The 20,721-nt window shown below is 44.4% G+C and carries 15 protein-coding genes; 12 read left to right on the top strand and 3 right to left on the bottom strand.

Annotated features, from left to right (window positions below; all coding sequences use genetic code 11):
* Positions 1-2: 2 nt before the first annotated feature.
* From V144x_RS04330 to V144x_RS04385, 12 genes are all read left to right on the top strand, one after another.
* Positions 3-1,685 carry a GspE/PulE family protein gene (locus V144x_RS04330; RefSeq protein WP_144981923.1) on the top strand — a complete coding sequence of 561 codons (1,683 nt, stop codon included), beginning with the start codon at positions 3-5 and terminating at the stop codon, positions 1,683-1,685.
* A gap of 73 nt (positions 1,686-1,758) precedes the next feature.
* Complete coding sequence (locus tag V144x_RS04335) at positions 1,759-2,967, top strand: type II secretion system F family protein (protein WP_144981926.1); 1,209 nt, start codon at positions 1,759-1,761, stop codon at positions 2,965-2,967.
* A 96-nt stretch (positions 2,968-3,063) separates the two neighbouring features.
* Positions 3,064-3,516 carry a type II secretion system protein GspG gene (locus V144x_RS04340; RefSeq protein WP_144981929.1) on the top strand — a complete coding sequence of 151 codons (453 nt, stop codon included), beginning with the start codon at positions 3,064-3,066 and terminating at the stop codon, positions 3,514-3,516.
* Positions 3,517-3,566: 50 nt separating this feature from the next.
* A complete protein-coding gene (locus V144x_RS04345) occupies positions 3,567-4,190 on the top strand; it encodes a prepilin-type N-terminal cleavage/methylation domain-containing protein (protein WP_144981932.1) in 624 nt (207 codons plus the stop codon).
* Positions 4,187-4,651 carry a type IV pilus modification PilV family protein gene (locus tag V144x_RS04350; RefSeq protein WP_144981934.1) on the top strand — a complete coding sequence of 155 codons (465 nt, stop codon included), beginning with the start codon at positions 4,187-4,189 and terminating at the stop codon, positions 4,649-4,651. Before V144x_RS04345 ends, V144x_RS04350 begins: the two co-directional genes overlap by 4 nt.
* Entirely contained in the window at positions 4,652-5,566 is a 915-nt protein-coding gene (locus tag V144x_RS04355; protein ID WP_144981937.1) for a hypothetical protein, read from the top strand.
* Positions 5,567-5,626: 60 nt separating this feature from the next.
* On the top strand, positions 5,627-7,321 hold the full coding sequence (locus V144x_RS04360) for a type II secretion system minor pseudopilin (RefSeq protein ID WP_197998751.1): 1,695 nt from the start codon (positions 5,627-5,629) through the stop codon (positions 7,319-7,321).
* A gap of 38 nt (positions 7,322-7,359) precedes the next feature.
* Positions 7,360-8,856, top strand: coding sequence for a type IV pilus biogenesis protein PilM (locus V144x_RS04365; protein ID WP_144981941.1), 1,497 nt, complete (start codon positions 7,360-7,362; stop codon positions 8,854-8,856).
* A gap of 69 nt (positions 8,857-8,925) precedes the next feature.
* Positions 8,926-10,824: a putative Ig domain-containing protein gene (locus tag V144x_RS04370; RefSeq protein ID WP_144981944.1), complete on the top strand. Its 1,899-nt coding sequence runs from the start codon at positions 8,926-8,928 to the stop codon at positions 10,822-10,824.
* Between the two features lie 302 nt (positions 10,825-11,126).
* Positions 11,127-15,125: a secretin N-terminal domain-containing protein gene (locus V144x_RS04375; RefSeq protein ID WP_144981947.1), complete on the top strand. Its 3,999-nt coding sequence runs from the start codon at positions 11,127-11,129 to the stop codon at positions 15,123-15,125.
* 3 nt (positions 15,126-15,128) lie between these two features.
* On the top strand, positions 15,129-16,019 hold the full coding sequence (locus V144x_RS04380; protein ID WP_144981950.1) for a hypothetical protein: 891 nt from the start codon (positions 15,129-15,131) through the stop codon (positions 16,017-16,019).
* Between the two features lie 110 nt (positions 16,020-16,129).
* Positions 16,130-16,795 carry a BON domain-containing protein gene (locus V144x_RS04385; RefSeq protein ID WP_144981953.1) on the top strand — a complete coding sequence of 222 codons (666 nt, stop codon included), beginning with the start codon at positions 16,130-16,132 and terminating at the stop codon, positions 16,793-16,795.
* Positions 16,796-16,801: 6 nt separating this feature from the next.
* Here V144x_RS04385 and trhP read toward each other — a convergent pair whose 3' ends face one another.
* The 3 genes from trhP to V144x_RS04400 all read right to left on the bottom strand — a co-directional run bounded on the left by trhP (position 16,802) and on the right by V144x_RS04400 (position 20,712).
* On the bottom strand, positions 16,802-18,172 hold the full coding sequence (gene trhP, locus V144x_RS04390; RefSeq protein WP_144981956.1) for a prephenate-dependent tRNA uridine(34) hydroxylase TrhP: 1,371 nt from the start codon (positions 18,170-18,172) through the stop codon (positions 16,802-16,804).
* A 71-nt stretch (positions 18,173-18,243) separates the two neighbouring features.
* A complete protein-coding gene (locus V144x_RS04395; protein WP_144981959.1) occupies positions 18,244-19,173 on the bottom strand; it encodes a sialate O-acetylesterase in 930 nt (309 codons plus the stop codon).
* A 72-nt stretch (positions 19,174-19,245) separates the two neighbouring features.
* On the bottom strand, positions 19,246-20,712 hold the full coding sequence (locus V144x_RS04400; RefSeq protein ID WP_144981962.1) for a DUF1501 domain-containing protein: 1,467 nt from the start codon (positions 20,710-20,712) through the stop codon (positions 19,246-19,248).
* Positions 20,713-20,721: the final 9 nt, after the last annotated feature.

Consider the following 20,721-nt stretch of genomic DNA (forward strand, 5'->3'; position numbering starts at 1 on the left):
CCATGGAAATCGGTGAAATTCTCCAACGACGTGGACTACTTGACGAACGCCAGCTGCAGTTAGCACAGCAATCGGCGAACGGTCATCGTCTGGATCGTGTTGTCTTGGAAATGGGGTTGGCTTCGGAAGAAGATCTTCTCAAAGTATTTGCCGATGAGCTTGGCATGAAGTACTTTGAGTTAAAGGATTTTCAAGTTGATACAGAGTTGCTTTCACAGTTTCCCGCTACGCCAATCTTTCGACATTCATTACTTCCCTTGCAACGAAATAATGGCCGTGTGCTGGTGGCATCAGCCGACCCCTTTGATTTTGAAGCCATCGATGAGCTCAGTTCACTGAGTGGTCAGGTTTTAGAGCCGGTACTTGCACTCCATGATGATGTTGTTGAACTCATCAAGGATAACCTTGGTGTTGGCGGTGACACGATTAACGAACTAGTCTCACAGCGATCTGCTGAAGACGGTGTCGAATTACTTGAAGAAGTCTCCGAAGAACATGGCGAACTGGCCGACATGGCACAGGCGGCTTCGGTAATTCGTCTTGTGAACGAGTTACTGATCGAAGCATTGCAGCAACAGGCCAGTGATGTGCATATCGAGCCACACGAGACAGGCCTGGTCGTACGTTATCGGATTGATGGTTTATTACGGGTTCAATCTGTTCCTGCTGAGATCAATCATTTTTATTCGGCGATCATCACTCGCCTTAAGATCATGTCGCATCTAAATATCGCTGAGAAACGATTGCCACAAGATGGACGAATCAAACTTCGGATTACGGGCCGAGAAATCGATGTTCGTGTTTCGATTATTCCGATGATCTATGGTGAAGGAGTCGTGCTGCGTCTGTTAGATAAAGAACGGATGGTCTTTCGACTGGACAATGTTGGCCTCAATCAGGGGCTGCTGACTACCTTTCGCGATTTGATTCAGATGCCTCATGGAATTGTGCTAGTGACAGGTCCCACGGGAAGTGGAAAAACTTCGACGCTTTACAGTGCCTTGAACGAAATTAAAAACCCCGAAACGAAAATCATCACGGTTGAAGATCCGGTCGAGTATCACAGTGAAGGAATCAGTCAGATTCAGGTGAATTCTCGAATTGGACTGACCTTTGCAGCCGGTTTACGTAGTATCTTACGTCATGACCCTGATGTGGTTCTGATTGGAGAAATTCGAGATGGAGAAACAGCCAATAGTGCGATTCAGGCATCTCTCACCGGGCATCTTGTTTTCAGCACTTTGCATACTAACGATTCACCAGGCGCATTTACTCGATTAATTGACATGGGCGTTGAACCTTATCTTGTCGCCAGTACAGTGGAAGCCGTTTTAGCACAACGTTTGGTACGTTTACTTTGTCAGCACTGCAAAGCGCCTTATCAGCCACAGGCTGATAAATTGCCGCCCGATTTTCCAGACCTTGAAATTAAAGAACTCTGGGAGCCCGTTGGTTGTCGACATTGTCGGGAAAGCGGATATTCTGGACGGATTGGTATTCTTGAACTTCTCGTAAACGACACAGTCATTAAAAGGTTGTGTACCGAGCATGCCAGTTCAGGGCAAATACGCGATTATGCTCTAAAAAATGGGTGGCAGACATTACGTGATGCTGGTTGGGAAAAGGTACTCGCAGGAATTACTTCCATTGATGAAGTCCTGCGTGTCACTAAAGGAGATATCTAAAGCGAAATATTAATTGTAAATGCAAATAGACAAATTTGTTTTCAAGAGTTTTGATTCAATCAAAGTAATTACGATGCCGGAATTTCAATACATTGCCAGAGAAGCGACAGGCCGTCAGGTGACTGGTATTCTGTCAGCACCCAATCAGCAGGATGCCTTGAACTCTCTGGCTGCGCGCAGCCTGTTTCCTGTGAAAGTGGATTTGGCAGATCAGGCAAAAGCACAATTGAAATACACGGGGCGTCGTGTTCGTGCTCGCTATTTGTCTGTCTTTTATACCCAATTAGCAGACTTACTGAAGTCAGGCGTTCCCCTGCTCCGTTCGCTCGAGTTACTACATAAGCAGTCAACAAATCCCGCTTTGAAATTAGTTCTGGAAGAGGTTCGAGCTGAAATTGCCGATGGAACACGGCTGGCTGTTGCTATGGGCCAACATCCCAAAGTCTTTTCTGAACTGGCTGTGAGTATGGTTCGTGCAGGGGAAGAAGGGAGCTTTCTGGAAGACGTTCTAAAACGCATTGCCAACTTCACGGACCATCAGGAAGAGTTGAAAAATCGTGTCGTGGGCGCGATGATTTACCCTGCGTTTTTGACGACATTCGGAACGATTATTGTAAGTTTTTTACTCATCTATTTCGTTCCCAAGTTTGAACCAATTTTTGCAAGAATGTCCGCACGAGGAGAACTTCCCTGGGCTACAACCACACTACTGGGTTTCAGTGAATTCATGCAATCTTATTGGTTTGTGATTCTTTTTTTAATGGCACTAGCTGTGGTTGCGGTTTACAAATATATCGCGACAACGGAAGGGCGCATGAAATTCGATCAATTTCGATTAAACGCTTATGGTTTGGGTAGCATCGTTCGCAGTCTGGCCATTGCCCGTTTTTGTCGGATTTTAGGAACTTTGCTGACGAACGGCGTTCCTATTTTACAGTCCTTACGAATCGCCAAAGATGCGGCAGGAAATAAGGTGATCAGCAACTCAATCGGTGAGGCAGCTGAAAGTATCTCTTCCGGAAAATCGATCGCAGAGCCATTTGCTGTGAGTGGGCAATTCCCGGAAGAGGTAGTGGAGATGATTGCTGTGGGTGAAGAAGCAAATAATTTAGAACAGGTATTAATTGATATCGCTGACAATATGGAACGGCAGACGAACCGTAAACTGGACATGTTTGTGCGTATGCTGGAGCCTTTGATGTTGCTGCTCATGGCTGCCGTTGTCGTTTTTGTGATGTTGGCTTTACTTTTACCCGTCTTTCAAAGCTCAGGCTTACTATAATAAATAAGGGAAGCAAACTTCACTGGTTAAATCTCATTTAGGTTGAAGCCAGAATTGTGATTTCTGGAAAATGTATATTGCGAAAAGGATGGAGACATGTATCAACAAAAAAAACAAGTAAGACAAAAACGACACGGATTTACGTTATTGGAAATGCTGATTGTATTGGGAATCATTCTCGTTATTGCAGCGATGGTTGTTCCCAACTTGTTAGGTAGTCAGAAGAAAGCCAACATTAAAGCCACACGTGCCAGCATTCACAATCTGGAACAGGCATTCAAGCTCTATGCTGCCGAGAATAACGGCGAATACCCACAAGGAGGCCAGGAACAGATTCAGCTTCTATTAGAGCCAGCTTCCTCAGATGGTCAGGCAGCGGAGCCATATATTGATTCACAACCTCTGGATGCCTGGGGGCAGGTATTTCAATATGAGTACCCTAATAATAAATCAAAATCGACCAAGCCGGCAATCTGGTCTCTGGGGCCAAATCAACAAGATGAAAATGGATCTGGTGATGACGTGAATAACTGGGACCAGGCAAAATAGTCTAACTTTGCAGGAGGCCAGTTAGAGATGATGACAAGGGGGCGCTATCCGTGCCAGTTCAACAGAAAAAGAGTTTGAAGATTCAACAAAATCGATCAGCATTTACGCTGATCGAAATGTTACTCGTTCTTTCCCTGCTTTTGGTACTGATCTCTGTTGTCTGGCCTGCTGTACTCCGGATCAACGCGAACAATCGATTAAAACAGAACATGCAGGATGTGAAATCAGCGTTCGCTGCCGCACGCATTCGCGCTATTGAGCATGGTGTCAATTATCAAATATATTTCGAATTGGGTGGGAATCACTATCTGGTAGTACCCGTTGATAAGGAATTACTAGGACAAGGCACTGATTCTGCTGATACACGGCAGATCTCCAGCGATCAGACTGTGATCGCACAAGAGCTCTCAGAAGATTTTGAATTTAGTCAAAACGTTGTTGCAACAGTAACCGAGCCAGCTATCCCCTTCGAATGGCTGGGAAATCTTCCTGCTGCCAAAGATTGGAAATGGATGGAAGCATCTTTTCCGATCACCTTTTATCCTGATGGATCTGCTGCCTTCGATTTGAAACATGAGATTCTAGGGAAAGATCAAAAAAGAGTCGCCAGTATTGAACTACGAGGACTCACCGGTAGCGCATCGATTTCTTACGATCGGGAGTCGTCTCGATGAGGATTCTCAGGCCGATCAACCAGACGTCTATTCCGAGTCGGGCTGGACTCACCTTACTGGAAGTTCTAATCTCGCTGACGATTTTTCTGGGTGCTTTGGCAGCAATCAGCCAGTTGATTAGCATTGGTTCGCGGGCCGCTTTACAGGCACAGCTTCGAACTCAGGCTATGATAAAATGCCAATCAAAACTGGCCGAGGTCATTTCTGGTGCGCAACCGATGGAGTCGGTTTCTCTGGCTGCATTCGAAGATGATAACGAGAACTGGAAATGGAGTTTAAATGTCGAGCCTGGTACCTACGAGACGCTTTTAAAACTGACAGTGGATGTGCAATATTCCGGAGACTCTGAGACCGTTACCACCAGTTATCAGCTTACACGCCAGGTTCGGGATCCTGCTGAATTGCTGGATGCCGCGAATACCGTAGAAGTCAGCGATGACACTGAAATGGAGGATTTTTAAATGCGAAAATCATTTAGTTCTCCGAAACGCAGGCTTGTTTCACTGTCATTGGGATTCACCTTACTGGAAGTCATCCTGGCGATTGGATTAACAACATTACTATTGGCTGCCATCTATTCCGCTCTCGATTTATATTGGAAATACACAACCATTGGTCATGCACAAGTAGAACGCGCGCAAATAGCCCGGGCAATTTTTCAAAAAATAACGCATGACTTACATTGTGTGACTTATGTGCAACAAATTACAGAAGAAGAGTCGACAGACTCCTCAGAAGAGGAAGATGAGATTGAAGAAATCCCGGTTACAAATCCGGATGAAGCTTATACGACTGCAAACATTGGCGTTTATGGAGACGCTCAATCACTTGTATTACACACCAGTCGTCCAGCCCGACAACCACTACTATTATCACAGTCAATGAGCGAAAGTGATTCCACCGATTCACAGAGCGATTTGTTATCGATCTCCTATTTTATTGCAGACGCTGGTTCTGAAGGATTGCAGGGAGTGGTCGGCGATCGTTTTCGAAGTGCTACGGAATATGGTGTTGCGACACAAGGGCTTGCAAGGCTCGAAGGAGATCGGTTAGCCATGATCAATGCAGATGAATCGGCAAATCTCGAAGAACTGGCCGAGCAATCTCAATTATTGGCGCCAGAAATTGACAACCTGCAATTTCAATATTTCGATGGAACTGACTGGTTAGAAGTTTGGGATAGTATTGAATATGGAACAGTCCCCCAGGCAGTGAAGGTTACAATCGGATTTCGAAACGATGATGATCAAGGCGTCATCAAATCGATCAATAGTAAAATCAACGGTTACGAAAACACATACAGCATGGTCATTGCTTTACCGTTGGCATTACCTGCCATTTTACAAACATCAGAACAAGAAGCCGACGCGTTTTAAATGGTGCAGCAACATTTCTTTCATCACGATCACAGGTATCAAATTTCTAATCGAGAAATCATGTTGAAGCTGCGCGCGGGTAGTACATTACTGGTGGTGTTGGTAGTCGTGGTCATGCTCAGCTTAGGCGCATATACATTTTCTGAATTAATGATCGTGGAAATGGAAGCAGCCAATATTTATGGGCGGTCTCTGCAATCGCGCGAACTGGCGCTCTCAGGTATCGAGCAAGCGGCTGTTTATGTGGGAGACCGCTCAGAAATTGATGGCTGGAATTCCTACCATAATCCGGAACAGTTTCAGAATATCAATTTAGTACCGGGTGAGATTTCAAGAACCAGCGGTTATTTCAGTGTTGTGGCACCCGTCGTCACAGATTCCGAATCAAAATCCATTCGCTTCGGCTTAATGAATGAGTCGGGAAAACTGAATTTGAATATTCTGGCAACTGAAGAAGTAGATGACTTAGAGGATGTCGATTCAGAATTAGATGAGTTTGATATTGAAGCCGACACACCAGTTGACCGTTTAATGTATATTCCGAATATGACAGAAGACATTGCAGCGGCGATCCTCGATTGGATTGATGAGGATGACGAAACGCGTTCATTAGGTGCTGAGAGTGACTATTACGAAACACTCGGATCGCCTTACTCTGCTAAAAATGCTCCTCTGGAGTCATTGGACGAACTATTGCTGGTACGTGGTGTCACTCCAGAATTACTTTATGGCGAAGATACAAATCGAAATGGAATCCTCGATCCTAATGAGAATGACGGTGATGCGACATTGCCTCTTGATAATGCCGATGGAGTTCTGGATCCTGGTTGGTCAGCGTTCTTAACAGTTCATAGTCGAGAGATCAACATTCGCCCTGATGGTTCAGAAAAAATCAATCTGAATGCAACGATGTTGACCGAACTCTATGATGAACTCGAAGCAGAACTTGGACCTGATGAAGCTCGGTTCATCGTTGCGTATCGAACAAGTGGGCCTGTTCCGACTTTGAGTGATTTCGAGTCAGGAGGGGCTGTAACTGCTGTCGGAGGAGAGACAAGTGAGAGAGAAGCTCTCAACGAGTTAGCTGTCGGAATTGCGAAAGCGATATTTTCGGAAGAGGGAGTTACTGTCACCCGTGCAGGGATCGATTTGTCTGCTGGGGGAATCTATAGCATCAATTCAATTTATGATCTGATTGGCTCTGAAGTGGAAACTGAGATCGATGGCCAGCAGACAACGCTCGTCAGTCCCTGGTCAGCTGACCCTTCAGCCATGACAGCTGATTTACCAATTCTGCATGACCTTCTAACAACAACTAAAAGCCAGTATATCGAAGGACGTATCGACATTGGGCAGGCACGGTTGGAAACGCTTCTGGGAATCCCTGAAATGGACGAAGATTTAGCCAATTCGATCGTAAATTCCCAAATGACTGATACAAATGGTGCGCCATCTACAGAAATCAGTCAGGCACGACAAACAACGGGATGGCTAGTCATTGAGGGCTTAACGACAATAGAACATATGAGAACACTGGCTCCTTACATTAACAGTGGAGGGGATGTATTTCGTGCCCAGTCGTTAGGATATTACGGAAAAGGAGGTCCTGTTACTCGAGTCGAAGCCATCATTGATGGAACATTCATTCCCCCACGAATCACATATATCCGTGATTTGAGTAACCTGGGAGCTGGATATCCTTTGTCGTCGTTTCGAGGAAATGAGACATGGTGGCTTGGTGAAACAACTCAGTGATAGGACGATTTCGAAACTGAAATTTTGAAAAGTAAAAAATGGCAGACTATCTAGCACTTAACTGGGAAAAATCAGAACTCACTGGCATCGAAGCAACTGTCAGTGGTTCAGCTGTTTCCATAAAACAGTCATTTCATATCGTTTGGCCTGATGAGTTGAATCCCACTCAGGATCCGATTTCAGCTGGCAGTTGGTTGAAGAATGAATTTTCGCGGTTAAATATTTCGGTAAAAAACGTACTGATTTCTTTTCCCCGTCATGACACTACGATTCGTGTATTGGAAATACCTGATGTTCCTATAGAAGAAGTGCCTGAAATCGTTCGGTTTCAGGCGGCAACGAAATCTTCGGTTCCTCTCGGTCAATTATTGCTCGACCATTTGCTGCTGCCCGTCCGTGAGGGAAAAGAGGCACGTGATGTATTGGTTGCCAGTATTGTCAGAGAACTGCACGATCAGGCGGTGAATACGTTCCAGTCAATGGGTATGGATGTCATTTCGACGGGAGTCAGTGCGATCTCTGTTGCTGAATGGATCGCACATGTTGGTACTTTCGATAAGATGTCTGATCCTACCTTAATTGTGAATCAGGTAGACCATCATCTGGAAATGTCCTTGGTCAATGATCAACAACTATTATTTACCAACTCAACATCGATGACATCTGCAGATCGCGAAGTCACAGAACAGTCAATGATCACAGAGGTCAACCGTTTTCTTTTAGCCAGCAGTTCACAACTTGCTGGACAGAAAACAAAACAAATCATTTTGATTGGCGAACAGCAGGCACAGCAATCTTTTTCTAAAAAGTTAAGTGACCGATTTCGTTGTGCTGTTGAATTTGTAGATCCGTCACTAAGTACAAAGTCTACATTCAGTGACTCTCACCCGCTTGAGTATCCAGGAGTCTTGGCCGGACCAATGGGGATGTTATATTCCCAGGCACAAAAGAGTATGGAAGTTGTTGACTTTCTGAATCCTCATAAGGCAGAAGTGAAGCCAGATCGTCGTAAACTACAGATCGGTTTAGGAGTTGCCGGTGTGGTATTGATATTTATGACGGCTTTATTTTTAACACAGCGTCGTGTTTCTGATCTGGATGAACAAATAGTGGAACGCCAGAATATCCAGAATGGTTTAAATGAATTGCTCAAACGAGGGAAGCCGACTTTAGAGTCAGTCACACTCATCGAAAACTGGGAACACTCAAATTCCAAATCATTAAAAGTATTGAATGAGTTAGATACCGTACTACCTGGAACAGATCGACTCTATCTAAGCGATATGAGTCTGAATCGCTCTGCCGGTCAATCGATCAGTCGCCTGAGAGCGATGGGCCATGCGAAAGATGACCTGGATGTGAGAGACCTTAATCGCCAATTATCTAATGACAATTATCGAGTTCATCCCAAGCGAAGTAATAATAGTACTTTTGATTCTGATTACCCTGTTCCTTTTGAGATCGACGCAGAACGGCTTCCTCCTCAAGTAAATACTCAGCAGAAACCCAAGGCTGAGAAGGTGAATAAAAGTTGATTGGGAAGAATCATGTCGGGAATCGTAAATCAAATGCGAATTTGTTTCATTGAGTTGGGTGTGTGAACGATGCAAAAACGAGAAAAAATACTGGCATTGATTTTTGGAGCCGTGATTGTCTTCTGGTTGGGAATGCCGATTCTACATAGCACTTTTATCGAACCAATTGAGTCTCGAGAGAATCAACTGAATGCGATCAATAATTCCATTGATCAGAAAGAACAGCAAGAACTGGAACTCCTTCGTTCAGCCAAACAACTGGGAACCTGGGTTGAACACAGTCTTCCGCCGGACGAACACGATGCGCAAAGGCTCTATCTGGAATGGTTAAATGATCTGGCAGAACTTTCAGGAATATCAGATTTGAAATTGTCGCCTGGCCGTCGAATCCGTGAAGGCAAAACTTATATTGCTGTCCAGGTTTCTTTAGAAGGGACCGCCACTTACCAGCAGTTAAGTCACTTTCTGTTGCATTTCTACCAAACCGATCTATTACAGAATATTGTTCGCTTGGAATTAAAGAGTACCGGTACTGGTAAGTCTGACCCACTCGAAGTGAAAATAACAGCAGAAGGTCTGGCTTTGACAAAAGCAAAACCCCGTGAGCAATTATTTCCACGTGCAAAGGTAGCTGCTATTCTGAATTTTGATGGGACTAAAATGAAGGTTCAAGACGTCATTGATTTCCCCAGCCAGACTCCTTTTCGAATTCGTATTAATCAGGAATTCCTCACTGTAAATGAAATCTCAGGGGATATTTGGACTATTGTGAGAGGTGCCAATTCGACAGTCCCTGCTCGCTATGATGCTGGTACACCTTTTGAGCTGTCACCTCTCAGTCAATATTCTGAGGGAAATACAAAACTGCAACAGCCGATTACTCAGGATACAGAACTGATTAAAGTTCTTAGTTCAAAACATTTTCCCAAAGGGCAACGATTTCTCATCAAGATCAATAACGAAATCTTAAATGTAATCAATCAGACCAATGGAGAATGGGCTGTTCAACGTGGGGTCCTTGATACAAAACCCACTGCTCACTCCAAAGGGGCAGTTGTCATGCAAGCTCCCCAATATTTACAGGCGGTTTTTGATTATGGTTTGGTTGCACCCTCAAACCCATTTGCGAAGCCTGTTCCAGATAAAGTTTATAAGTTGGAACTGAAAGAGATTCCTAAACAGACGATTGTCAGAGGTAATACTCTTGAGTTAAAAATTCCTATCGTAGGTATCAATCCTTCAATCAATGCTCCTGTGTTATCTGTCAAAGAGAAATTACCAGGGTTGGTAATCAAATCGGATAAGTTAAATTGGTCCCCTGCTAAAGAGCAAAAAGCAGGCGTTTATCCCATAACGATCACTGCAGTTCAGGGAGATCAAACTCAAGAAAAAGTGTTCCAAATCGAGCTACTTGAAAAGAATACGCCACCAAAAATTGAAGCCATCAAATCTGTGGTTGCATACCAGACACAGCCTCTCTCACTATTCGTGAAAGCCAGTGATGTCGATCTTCCGCCACAAAAGCTCAAATTCGAGTTAGCATCAGAAGCTCCTGAGGGTGTGAAGCTCAACTTAGAGACAGGGGAACTCACCTGGACTCCTGCTGCTTCGGCTGAGTTAAAAGACTACGTGATTACCGTAAAAGTTTCAGATTCGGGGACGCCTCCTGTTTCTTCAACTGAGAATATTACTGTCAAGGTTTTATTAGACGACGCATTTTTTACGTTCTTAACGGGTAGTATCAACGTTGATGGAAAGAAAATGGCCTGGCTACGAAATCGGGCAACTAACCAGAAGCAGGAAGTTCAAGCGGGTGACACAATTAATGTTTCGGAGATCCACGCCATCGTGAAGTCTATTTCAGATAAATATCTTATTCTGGAGATCGATGGCAAACCGTGGGTGCTCTCACTGGGAGAAAATTTCAGAACATTGCGAAACCTGTCCTCAGTTCCTGTGTTGAATTAGCCTCTCCTCTTGTAAACTCGAAAGAGATGGTTACTTCTCATACCTTTCCTCTCCATTTTCCCTATTCTTAGCTCGCTATATTCTCAGGCATCAATTCTGCAATTCGTAAACCGACATCACTGACATGTACGGGCGGAAGTATTTATGCGCATATTATTACTATATATGGAGTTATGTTAATCGCCGATCCCTAGAAAACTCTGATTTTCTTTCCAAATATAAACACCTTTGTTCAATAAAATAGTCAAACTTTTCCGATATTAACGATTGTAGGGATTCTTTCGGGGACGATCTCGCTTGAGATGCGTCTACATTCCTTGATCAGAATTCCTGAAGTCGGCTTATGGCATCAATGGGGTGAAACGTTGTTTTTATTCATACGATTAACCAGAAATTATTCCAGGCATTTACGTTGCCTGTTAGCATTGCTCGTTCTGTGCGGGCCTTCAGTTTCTGTTTACGCCGACTCAAAGCCCTCGTTTTGGAATCGCTTTCGAAAGCCATCCTCTACAAAGACGAAGGAAACTAAAGCTGTTTCAGATGACTATGAGCGAAGCTTTTCCCAGAACGAACATCGACCAGGTAAAGAGCCTGCAGAAATTTCTTTAAACTATGTCCAATCGACGTGGAAGAGAGTATTAGAACAAGTTGCAGAGCAAAATGAGCTGACGTTGGTAATGGATGTTGTACCGAAAGGTTTTTTTTCGCGTCGAGATAAACGACTGCATTCCTTTGATCAAACTTTACAAATCTTAAATCGAGAACTCGAGCCTAAGGGATTTCGGTTGCTTCAAAAAGACAAATTTCTAGTCGTTCTCGATCTTCGACAGACCAAAGCAAAGTATATTCCCCCAACCATCCAAAACGGTAAATCGAAAATAAATACCGAAAGAAAGAATCACGGAGTTCAACAGGTAAACTACCAGAAACAAGCTAAGGTGTCTGAAACACAAATCAGGCAGCCAGATGTACCAGCGACTTTTGAAGAAAGTGCACAAAAACTTCCAAAATCTCAATCGAAACTGAGGAAAACTCAGTTTTCAGTTCGTCCGGGTACACTAAGCAGCACGGAAGTACTCAGGCAGTTCTATCATGCCTTCGAAAGACGTGCTGAACTGCAGGGAGAGGGACCAGGTGGTTTTCCTGGAATCGTAGTTTTTATGAATAGAAATCAGAATGTACTCAAGGATGAATCAACTGATTTAGAGAACTTAGTTGATTCACATATTGATTTTCGCGTAGGACTCGATAAAGAAAATAATGCATTGGTTTTTGAATGTGCTAGTTCCAAAGCAAACTCATTGAGATCAACAGTCATGAGACTTGATCAGGCTGCCAAAGGTTATGCAGAGTCAATTCAGCTTGTATCAGGTACGATGAAAATTGGTAAAGTTGCTCAAGCCCTGCATGAGCAATTGAAATCAAGTACAGTTAAGACACGTTCGCATTTGAGCTTATCTCAAAACAGTGCTTCTAAAATACCACCGCATTTACGTAATCGACGTGTCAATCAATTAAGACAGCGTATAGATCAAATCAGTTTTGATGAAAAGCAGCTTGAGAACACAAATCAAAATCCAGTACCACCCGGCCCAGCAGAGAAACTGGATCAAGCTCAAAAACAGCAATCGCTTCCGGAATTATTACAAGATCTAAAGGGCAATGTGAATATCGAGTCTGTCCCTGACCTCGGAGTTCTGATTTTACGCGGTAAAGATGAAGATGTTGAAGCACTGATGAAGATCATCAAAGAGTTGGAAGAATTAAGTGCGGGCACCCGTCCTGACATCCATTTATTAAATTTGCGTCATGTGAACTCGACTGCACTGGCTGATCTTTTGAACGGAGTGTATGAAGAGCTCGTCAATTTACGAGCCATTCAAGGGCAAACTCAAAAAATCAAATTCATTCCTCTGGGAAAGCCCAACGCATTATTGATTCTAGCCCCTGATACAGATATGCCTTCGATTCTTAAGCTGGCAGAGGAACTGGATCAACCCGTGAACCCACTCACCGAATTTGGTGTGTTTCATTTGAAAAGTGCCAGTGCCACCCAGGTCTCTACAACATTACGTGAGTTTTACGATGAACGAGGTGGATTGGGAACTCGCATTATCGTCTCTCCCAATATACGAACCAATTCGATCATCGTTCAAGCCCAGCCAAGAGATATGCAGGAGGTCGCGGCGCTGATTCAGAAGATTGACCAGGATCAATCCAAGGCAGTCAGCCGTGTCAAAATATTTCCTCTAAAGAACGCGATTGCAGAAGACTTAGCTGAAACTCTGAACTCAACATTACAAAGTGTTCTTAACCCGGCAGCAGCTCGAACAGCAGGTTCCGGAGCTAATTTTGGAGGCGCGGGGGGTGAAGCAGCCCAGCAATTACAGGAAGCACGCTCAGTTGTCCTTGAGTTTTTGACACACGATAGATCTCAAAGCCGGGTCTTGCGATCAGGATTATTAGCAGACATTCGAGTCATTGCCGATCCGCGTGCAAACACACTGGTTGTTACTGCTCCGAAAGACAGTCTGGAGCTGGTAGAAGCGTTAATCAATCAATTTGATCAGCGTGTCTCGACAGTGGCGGAATTAAAAGTATTTACATTGAAAAATGCGGACGCAGACTTAATGGTGACTTTGCTACAGTCTACTTTTTCAGTTGAGAACCAACAAACTGATTTAGGCATTCAAATCGCGGGTATTGATGATACCAATAGTAATTTAGTACCTTTGAAATTCACGGTGGATCGACGAACCAACTCAGTTGTCGCGCAGGGAGGAACTGATGCATTGCAGATTGTTGAAGCCATCCTGTTAAAACTGGATGGTGCAGACAGCCGTAAACGCGAAACTACAGTGATTCAGTTGAAAAACACTCCGGTCGCGGATGTTGCTGTAGCCATTAATGAATTTCTGGACACGCAACGTGCACTCATTGCTCAGGATCCTGATCTGATCAGTAGTTTCGAGTTGCTGGAGCGCGAAATCATTGTCGTTCCTGAACCGATAAACAATAATTTAATCATCAGTGCCACGCCTCGCTATTTTGCTGAAATTTCCAATCTCGTCAAAGAATTGGATAAGGAAGCTCCGCAAGTCATCATTCAGGCTTTGATTGTTGAAGTCGAATTGGATAACGATGACGAGTTTGGAGTTGAGTTGGGAATTCAGGATTCATTGCTCTTCAATCGAAGTATCATCGACAACATTCTGACGGTACAGCAAACCATCACCGGACAAAATAACGTCACTCAAACCAACCAGACAATTGTTTCCCAAGAGGCAACGCCCGGCTTTCTGTTTAATAGTATTAACCCATTGGGAACCAATAATTCGAATAACGTTGGAAATACGGCCGGTCAGGCATTGAGTAACTTTTCATTACAGCGCGGTAATGATGATCTTGGCTTTGGTGGACTCGTGCTTTCTGCTAGTTCTGAGTCTGTCAGTGTCTTAATTCGGGCATTAGCTGCCAAACGGAATGTGCACATATTGAGCCGTCCTCAAATTCGAACGGTCGATAATGTCACTGCCCAAATACAGGTGGGGCAAATTGTTCCAGTGGTGAACGGCGTCACAGTTTCCAGTGTAGGTTCAGCAAACCCTGTAATCGAACAAGATGAAGCAGGAATTATTCTGGCAGTGACACCACGGATTAGCCCTGATGGTAATATTGTCATGGAAACTATAGCTGAGAAAAGCGATTTTGATGGTCAAAGCGTTCCCATCTTTACGGATGCAACCACTGGGAATGTTGTTGAATCTCCGATTAAGAACATTACACAAGTCCAGACGACGGTTAGCGTTCCCAATGGTCAAACTGTAGTTTTAGGTGGAATGATTACCGAATCTGATACTACTATTGAACGCAAAGTCCCTTGGCTGGGTGATATTCCCTTTTTAGGCATTCCCTTTCGTTATGACTCATCCTCAACCAGACGTAAAGAGTTATTGGTATTCCTGACTCCACGCATCATTCAAAACGATGCTGATTCTGAATTTATTAAGCAGGTCGAAGCAGAGCGCATTCACCTGATGGAAGAAAAAGCGGAAGAAATGCATGGACCTATTTTTGCTGTACCTCCGGGAGAACCAGAGTTCATACCTGAGGGCGACGGGCTCTTAGAACCGATACCGCCAGCTGAGATGCCTCAATCCAATTTGAATTCATCTGAATTGATCGAAAATGAAAGCAGTGGAGAGATCCAGCAAATCGGTTATGACACAGAGGCTTTAACAAAACGATCTAAAAAGAAGCCGGCAAAACAAAGGCGCTTTCCTTATTGGGGGCGAGATTAATATATGGACGATTTAATCATGCCTTTTCGATATGTGGTGATTTTATTTCTTTCAACACTTGTTACGGGATGTGCAAGCATCGATCTGACCAGTTGGGATTGGAAAATGAAACATCAGTTTGCGACACCCAAAAAACCGGTCTATGAAATTGTGGCACTCTGGGAACCGGCTGAAGGAAAAGGGGTTGATGGAATGCCAACCCGAGGATTTGCTGGCCAGTTAATGTTTTTCCAGCATAATAACCCCTCGCCTGTTTACGTGAAAGGCGAAGTGATGATTCATCTATTCGATGACCAGGGTGATCTGGAAGATCAAACAAAACCAATTCATCAATACAAATTTGATTCAGGAGCATGGCAGGCTCACGCGGTTGAATCGACTTTAGGTCCTGGCTATCAGGTTTTCATACCGTATGTTCGAAAAGGTCGGATTCAAGCGGAGTGTGCCTTGCGCGTTCAACTGACCCAGCAAAGAGCTTCCGACGTCTATTCACGAATGGTTTCAGTAAAACTGGAAGGAACAACCCCTGAAACAAGGCAACCGTCTCTAACACAGAACCAACAGCACTTTGAAGCAAAAGGTCAGATCGAAGTCGATACTTTAGCAAGACGAGAAACAGGAAAGCGTCTAGAGCTATCTCGGGAGCATAAACAAATTAAATTTAATGATTCTGAACAGCGACAGGAACTAATTCAGCAAACGAAAGCAGAATCGTTGAAGCCTATTTTAGATGAACGCGATGAACGAATTCGCCAATTGGAAAATCAAATGGCTCGTTTACTGGATGACCAAAGGCAACAATCAACGGAACGATTTAGCAATTCTGATAACGAATCGTTTCCCACAAATTCGACCAGTTATCGTAAATTTCGAATGAGTGGTTCGGTGAAATAACATGATTCTCTACTTAGAAATCAGATTATTTACTTTCACAGAAATATGTCGATGTTATAATTAACGTTGATTCGATCTGGTTTTGTCTTTGCTTCTGTTTCGGGGAAAACATGACGCGCTTTATACTCACAAATGCAATGATCATCATCGTTTGGGCTCTGTTATCTCTTGGACTCTCCGAACGATGTCAAGCTCAGGTACAAACTCTGTCTAATAGTTCCTCAGGTAACGCAGGAACAAATATTGGCAACTTTAGTTCCGGAAATAGTGCCTTTGGTGATTCCCAATTAGGGCTGTCTACTTTTGGTAACGCGCAAACAGTGACTCCTCAAAATTCCTTCATCGGTCGATCCGATGCAGCGCAAAACTCATTTATCGGACGTACAAATGCACAAAATGCGGCCAATACTGCCGGGCAGAATCGTAACTTTAACCGGGCAAACACGAGCGGATTTCAAAATGGTCGAAATCAGTTTAATACAGGTCAGAATGCAATAAAAGTGCCTGCTTTTCGTCCACAGATGAGAGTGGCATTCAAGTCTGCTCCTCTCCCACTGAGTAATATGAAAACATCAATGGATCAGTCCTTTGATCGAATCAAAGAACGAAACGAACGATTTCGAGATGTGCAGTTCCAGTTGAACGTTGATCGCAGCGTCACACTACGTGGTCAGGTCGAATCAGCAAGTGCCAAAAAGCTGGTGGAGTTCCTGGCTATGTTGGAGCCAGGTGTTCGTAAGGTCAAAAATGAATTAACGGTTACTGCCAAAAAATAGTTTGTATCAAACAAGGCTTGTTGTGGCCGGTGCCTGCACTGATTTCATTAATAGTGCAAACTGTTGATCGTGTTCGCTAAATTGCCGTGCTCTATCCTCAAGTTGATTATCAGTAAAGGGGATCTTTACGATATGACCGCTACCGGGGGCGACATCAATGGACTCGGTTTTTTGATTTAATAATGTTCTCAATTCAAAGACCGTATTTCCAGAGGGCGTCATCAACTCGAGTTCATCGTTGAGTTCAAATTTGTTTTTGACATCAACAATCAGACCATCTTCTTCACGGTCAATAATATCGCCGACAAATTGTTGTTTATGAGCGACCGAGCGACCATGCTCATAATTTTGCATACTTTCTGAAGCATGTCTTTGGAAAAAGCCTTCGGTATAACCACGATTGGAGAGACTGTCGAGCATTTCCAACAAATTCTCATTGAACTCAACACCCGCGGCGGCATCGTCGATGGCTTTGCGATAAACCTGTGCGGTTCTAGCAGCATAAAAGAATGATTTTGTGCGTCCTTCAATTTTCAGCGAACTGATTCCCATATCACTAAAAGTCTTGACATGCTGTACCGCACGCAGGTCTTTCGAGTTCATGATGTAGGTACCATGTTCGTCTTCGTAAGCAGGCATGTATTCGCCGGGGCGTTGTGGTTCTTCCAACAAAAATACCTGATCCACGATGGGAAGTTGCTGCTGACTTTGGGGAGGAGGAGGATTTTTTAGCACAATATCGCCTTCCATGGTCTGGACCGCATCATTCACTTTATAGTCCCAGCGACAGGCGTTGGTGCAGTTCCCCTGATTTGAGTCGCGATGATTCATGTAGCCAGAAAGCAGACAGCGCCCTGAATAAGCGATACAAAGTGCACCGTGCACGAAGACCTCCAGTTCCATGTCAGGACATTCTTCCTGAATCTCAGCAACTTCTTTGATTGACAGCTCGCGAGAAAGGATGACACGAGTCAGACCAAAGTTCTGCCAAAATTTAACAGTGGCATAATTGACGGCATTTGCCTGAACTGATAAATGGATGGGAACTTCTGGCCAACGTTCTCGGACCATCATGATTAACCCGGGGTCAGACATGATCAGGGCATCCGGTTTCATATCGATGACCGGTTCCATGTTTTTGAGATAACTGCGCACTTTCAGATTGTGAGGTGCAATGTTACTGGCAATATAGAATTTCTTACCCAATTTATGCGCTTCTTCAACGGCTTCTGCCATGACTTCCAGTTTATTGAATTCATTTTCTCGAACACGCAGACTATAACGAGGCTGCCCGGCATAAACGGCGTCAGCGCCAAATGCGTAGGCATATTGCATTGCCTTGCGCGTACCAGCGGGGGAGAGAAGTTCCGGTTTCATATTGATACCTAAGTCGAAATTTCTATCGAAAAATAGAGTGTAAAATGCGAATCACTCAAAACAGGATAGTATTATTCCTGGGGTAGATTCCATAGGGCCTGGGCAAATTTCTTCCCTAAATCCAGATAACCCTCAGAATTATAGTGCCAACGGTCTGAATAACCATAATTATCAGTACTGGTCACGAGCGCTGCACGTTTGTCTTTTTTGACAAACGAGGCTTGTGCGGCTCGTACGATCTCACCATGTTTCCAGACTTTTCCCTCGGGATGATTTCCTGAGTCGGAAATACGACCTATGATCACAGGGAGATCATCCGCGTACATGGTTGCGCGAACTAAGTCCATCAGTCGTTTCAGGTTGGACTCATAAGCTCGCGCGATTTCTTCAGAGTAAACGGCATCGCTTTCGCCTTGCATCCAGACAATACCAGCAGGAACCAGGGTATCGCTTTCACCATCCTGATCAATGTCCCGCGTTTGTAGTGCGCGTTTCATACCTGCGAGAAAATGGTCGTATTGATTGATCCCCTGGCCTGCTCCCGTTCCCTTTTCATAATCCGGGTCCCAGCAACCAAAGTTGCCAGCCGCCTCGATAGCAAGAGAAGTTCCGCCACGCGAAATTTTGATCAAAGCAACATGTTGATTCGGAGCGAGTTCTTTCAGAGTTTTCGCAAACGTCAGCTCAGCTCCAAACCGATTTGAATAAACATTGGCCTTCCCATCCGATTTGAATCCAGCACCGTGACCGGGTTTGAGCTGAGACCAGATACCGCGACCATCAACGGCAACACCATCCGGGCTTGGATTTGCATGAAAGATCATTACGTCGGGAATCGGTTGTTTGAGATCGGCCGGAAGATCTTTGGTATAACCGTAGCCATCCATATTAGATTGGCCACCGAGAAAATACACATGATATGTTTTGCTGGAAGCAGTGTTAGTACTACAGAAGAATTGAATATGGATCAGCATTAATGCAATACATGCAAAACGACACATAGGAAACCTTTCACACAATTTGTAAAAATAGATTACTTGCGATTCGACCTCGCAAGTAATCTATTATACAAGCTATGCGATGATTTCGTCGATAGAGTGGCCGAAATCCATTTCAATGCGTTTGTGGCCAGGCACTTCGAGACGGCGGGCATTCAGTCCCAACTGTTTCATCAGCGTGGCATGCACGTCAGTCACATAATGCGGATGCTCTTCGGCATGGAACCCGAGTTCATCCGTTGTGCCATGCGCGACACCACCCTTGATTCCACCACCGGCCATCCAGATTGAAAAACCATATGGATGATGGTCACGACCGTTACTGCCTTGTGAACCGGGTGTTCGTCCAAATTCCGTTGCAAACACAACAATCGTATCTTTTAATAAGCCTCTGCGTTTTAAGTCTTTTATCAGCCCTGCCGCAGGTTGATCGACCTGCTTTGCCAGCTTGGAGTGATTCGTTTTCAGATTCGAATGCGAATCCCAGGCACCGGCAGCACCACCCCCATGCATGATCTGGACAAAACGAACGCCCTTCTCTACAAATCGTCGCGCAGCCAATAACTGCATTCCAAATGGTTTTGTTGCAGGATCATTCAGCCCATAAAGTTCCTGAGTCTCTTTGGTTTCCTGATCAAACCGAATAACTTCAGGGACTGCCGATTGCATGCGGAATGCCAACTCATAAGACTTAATCCGCGCCTGAAGTGTACTATCATTCGGATATTTCTCAGAGCTAAGCTGGTTGAGCTGGTTGATGAGAGAAAACTCGATTTTTTGTTCTTCACTGGAAAGATCGAGTTCGGGTTTTGCATAGGGCAGCGGATTTTTAGGATCGACTTTGAGGGGAACTGAATCATATGCAGGCCCTAAATAATGTCCGTCTCTCACATCAAAAAAGCGTGGTCCCATATTGATGAATTGCGGCAGGTTCTGATTCAGTGATCCCAGGCCATAATTAATCCAGGCACCAATAGTTGGCACCCGACCATCGAGCATATGTCGCCCAGAGTGAAATTGAACTTGAGCACCATGGTTGTCGTCTGTGGTCCACATGGAGCGCACGATAGAAATGTCATCGACACAACTGCCAATATGGGGGAACCAGTCGCTGACCTCAATACCACTCTGACCATATTTCTTATAACCCACCTGCAGTGGATAAACTTTATTTCTTTGTTGCCCGTTGGCATCGTTGACGACAACAACACGTACTCGTTTCAGTTTTTCAGATTCTTGAACGCTTTTCCAGGGAGTTTCACTGATCGATTTCCCTGCGTATTTGGTGAGCATTGGTTTCGGATCGAAACTTTCCATATGACTCACACCACCGCGCATGAACATCCAGATGACGCTTTTCGCTTTGGGAGGAAAATGAGCTTTGCCATCGGGTGGAACATGTGCCGTGGATGCACGGGCTTGATCTTCCTCTTGTAATAAGGAAGCGAGCGAAATTCCAGCAAGACCGGAACTGAGGCTCGTCAGGAAGTTGCGACGAGGAAGCTTACCTGAGAAGTTCTGAAGAGAATACTGTTTATTCATGACGCACCT

Origin of the sequence: Gimesia aquarii (genome assembly GCF_007748195.1) — a bacterium.
GTDB classification, from domain to species: domain Bacteria; phylum Planctomycetota; class Planctomycetia; order Planctomycetales; family Planctomycetaceae; genus Gimesia; species Gimesia aquarii.

Coding starts and splice junctions, on each gene's coding strand:
- V144x_RS04330 (WP_144981923.1), top strand. CDS start 3: ATGGAAATCGGTGAAATTCTCCAACGACGTGGACTACTTGACGAACGC.
- V144x_RS04365 (WP_144981941.1), top strand. CDS start 7,360: ATGGCAGACTATCTAGCACTTAACTGGGAAAAATCAGAACTCACTGGC.
- V144x_RS04335 (WP_144981926.1), top strand. CDS start 1,759: ATGCCGGAATTTCAATACATTGCCAGAGAAGCGACAGGCCGTCAGGTG.
- V144x_RS04370 (WP_144981944.1), top strand. CDS start 8,926: ATGCAAAAACGAGAAAAAATACTGGCATTGATTTTTGGAGCCGTGATT.
- V144x_RS04380 (WP_144981950.1), top strand. CDS start 15,129: ATGGACGATTTAATCATGCCTTTTCGATATGTGGTGATTTTATTTCTT.
- V144x_RS04360 (WP_197998751.1), top strand. CDS start 5,627: ATGTTGAAGCTGCGCGCGGGTAGTACATTACTGGTGGTGTTGGTAGTC.
- V144x_RS04340 (WP_144981929.1), top strand. CDS start 3,064: ATGTATCAACAAAAAAAACAAGTAAGACAAAAACGACACGGATTTACG.
- V144x_RS04375 (WP_144981947.1), top strand. CDS start 11,127: ATGCGTCTACATTCCTTGATCAGAATTCCTGAAGTCGGCTTATGGCAT.
- V144x_RS04350 (WP_144981934.1), top strand. CDS start 4,187: ATGAGGATTCTCAGGCCGATCAACCAGACGTCTATTCCGAGTCGGGCT.
- trhP (WP_144981956.1), bottom strand. CDS start 18,172: ATGAAACCGGAACTTCTCTCCCCCGCTGGTACGCGCAAGGCAATGCAA.
- V144x_RS04385 (WP_144981953.1), top strand. CDS start 16,130: ATGACGCGCTTTATACTCACAAATGCAATGATCATCATCGTTTGGGCT.
- V144x_RS04395 (WP_144981959.1), bottom strand. CDS start 19,173: ATGTGTCGTTTTGCATGTATTGCATTAATGCTGATCCATATTCAATTC.
- V144x_RS04400 (WP_144981962.1), bottom strand. CDS start 20,712: ATGAATAAACAGTATTCTCTTCAGAACTTCTCAGGTAAGCTTCCTCGT.
- V144x_RS04355 (WP_144981937.1), top strand. CDS start 4,652: ATGCGAAAATCATTTAGTTCTCCGAAACGCAGGCTTGTTTCACTGTCA.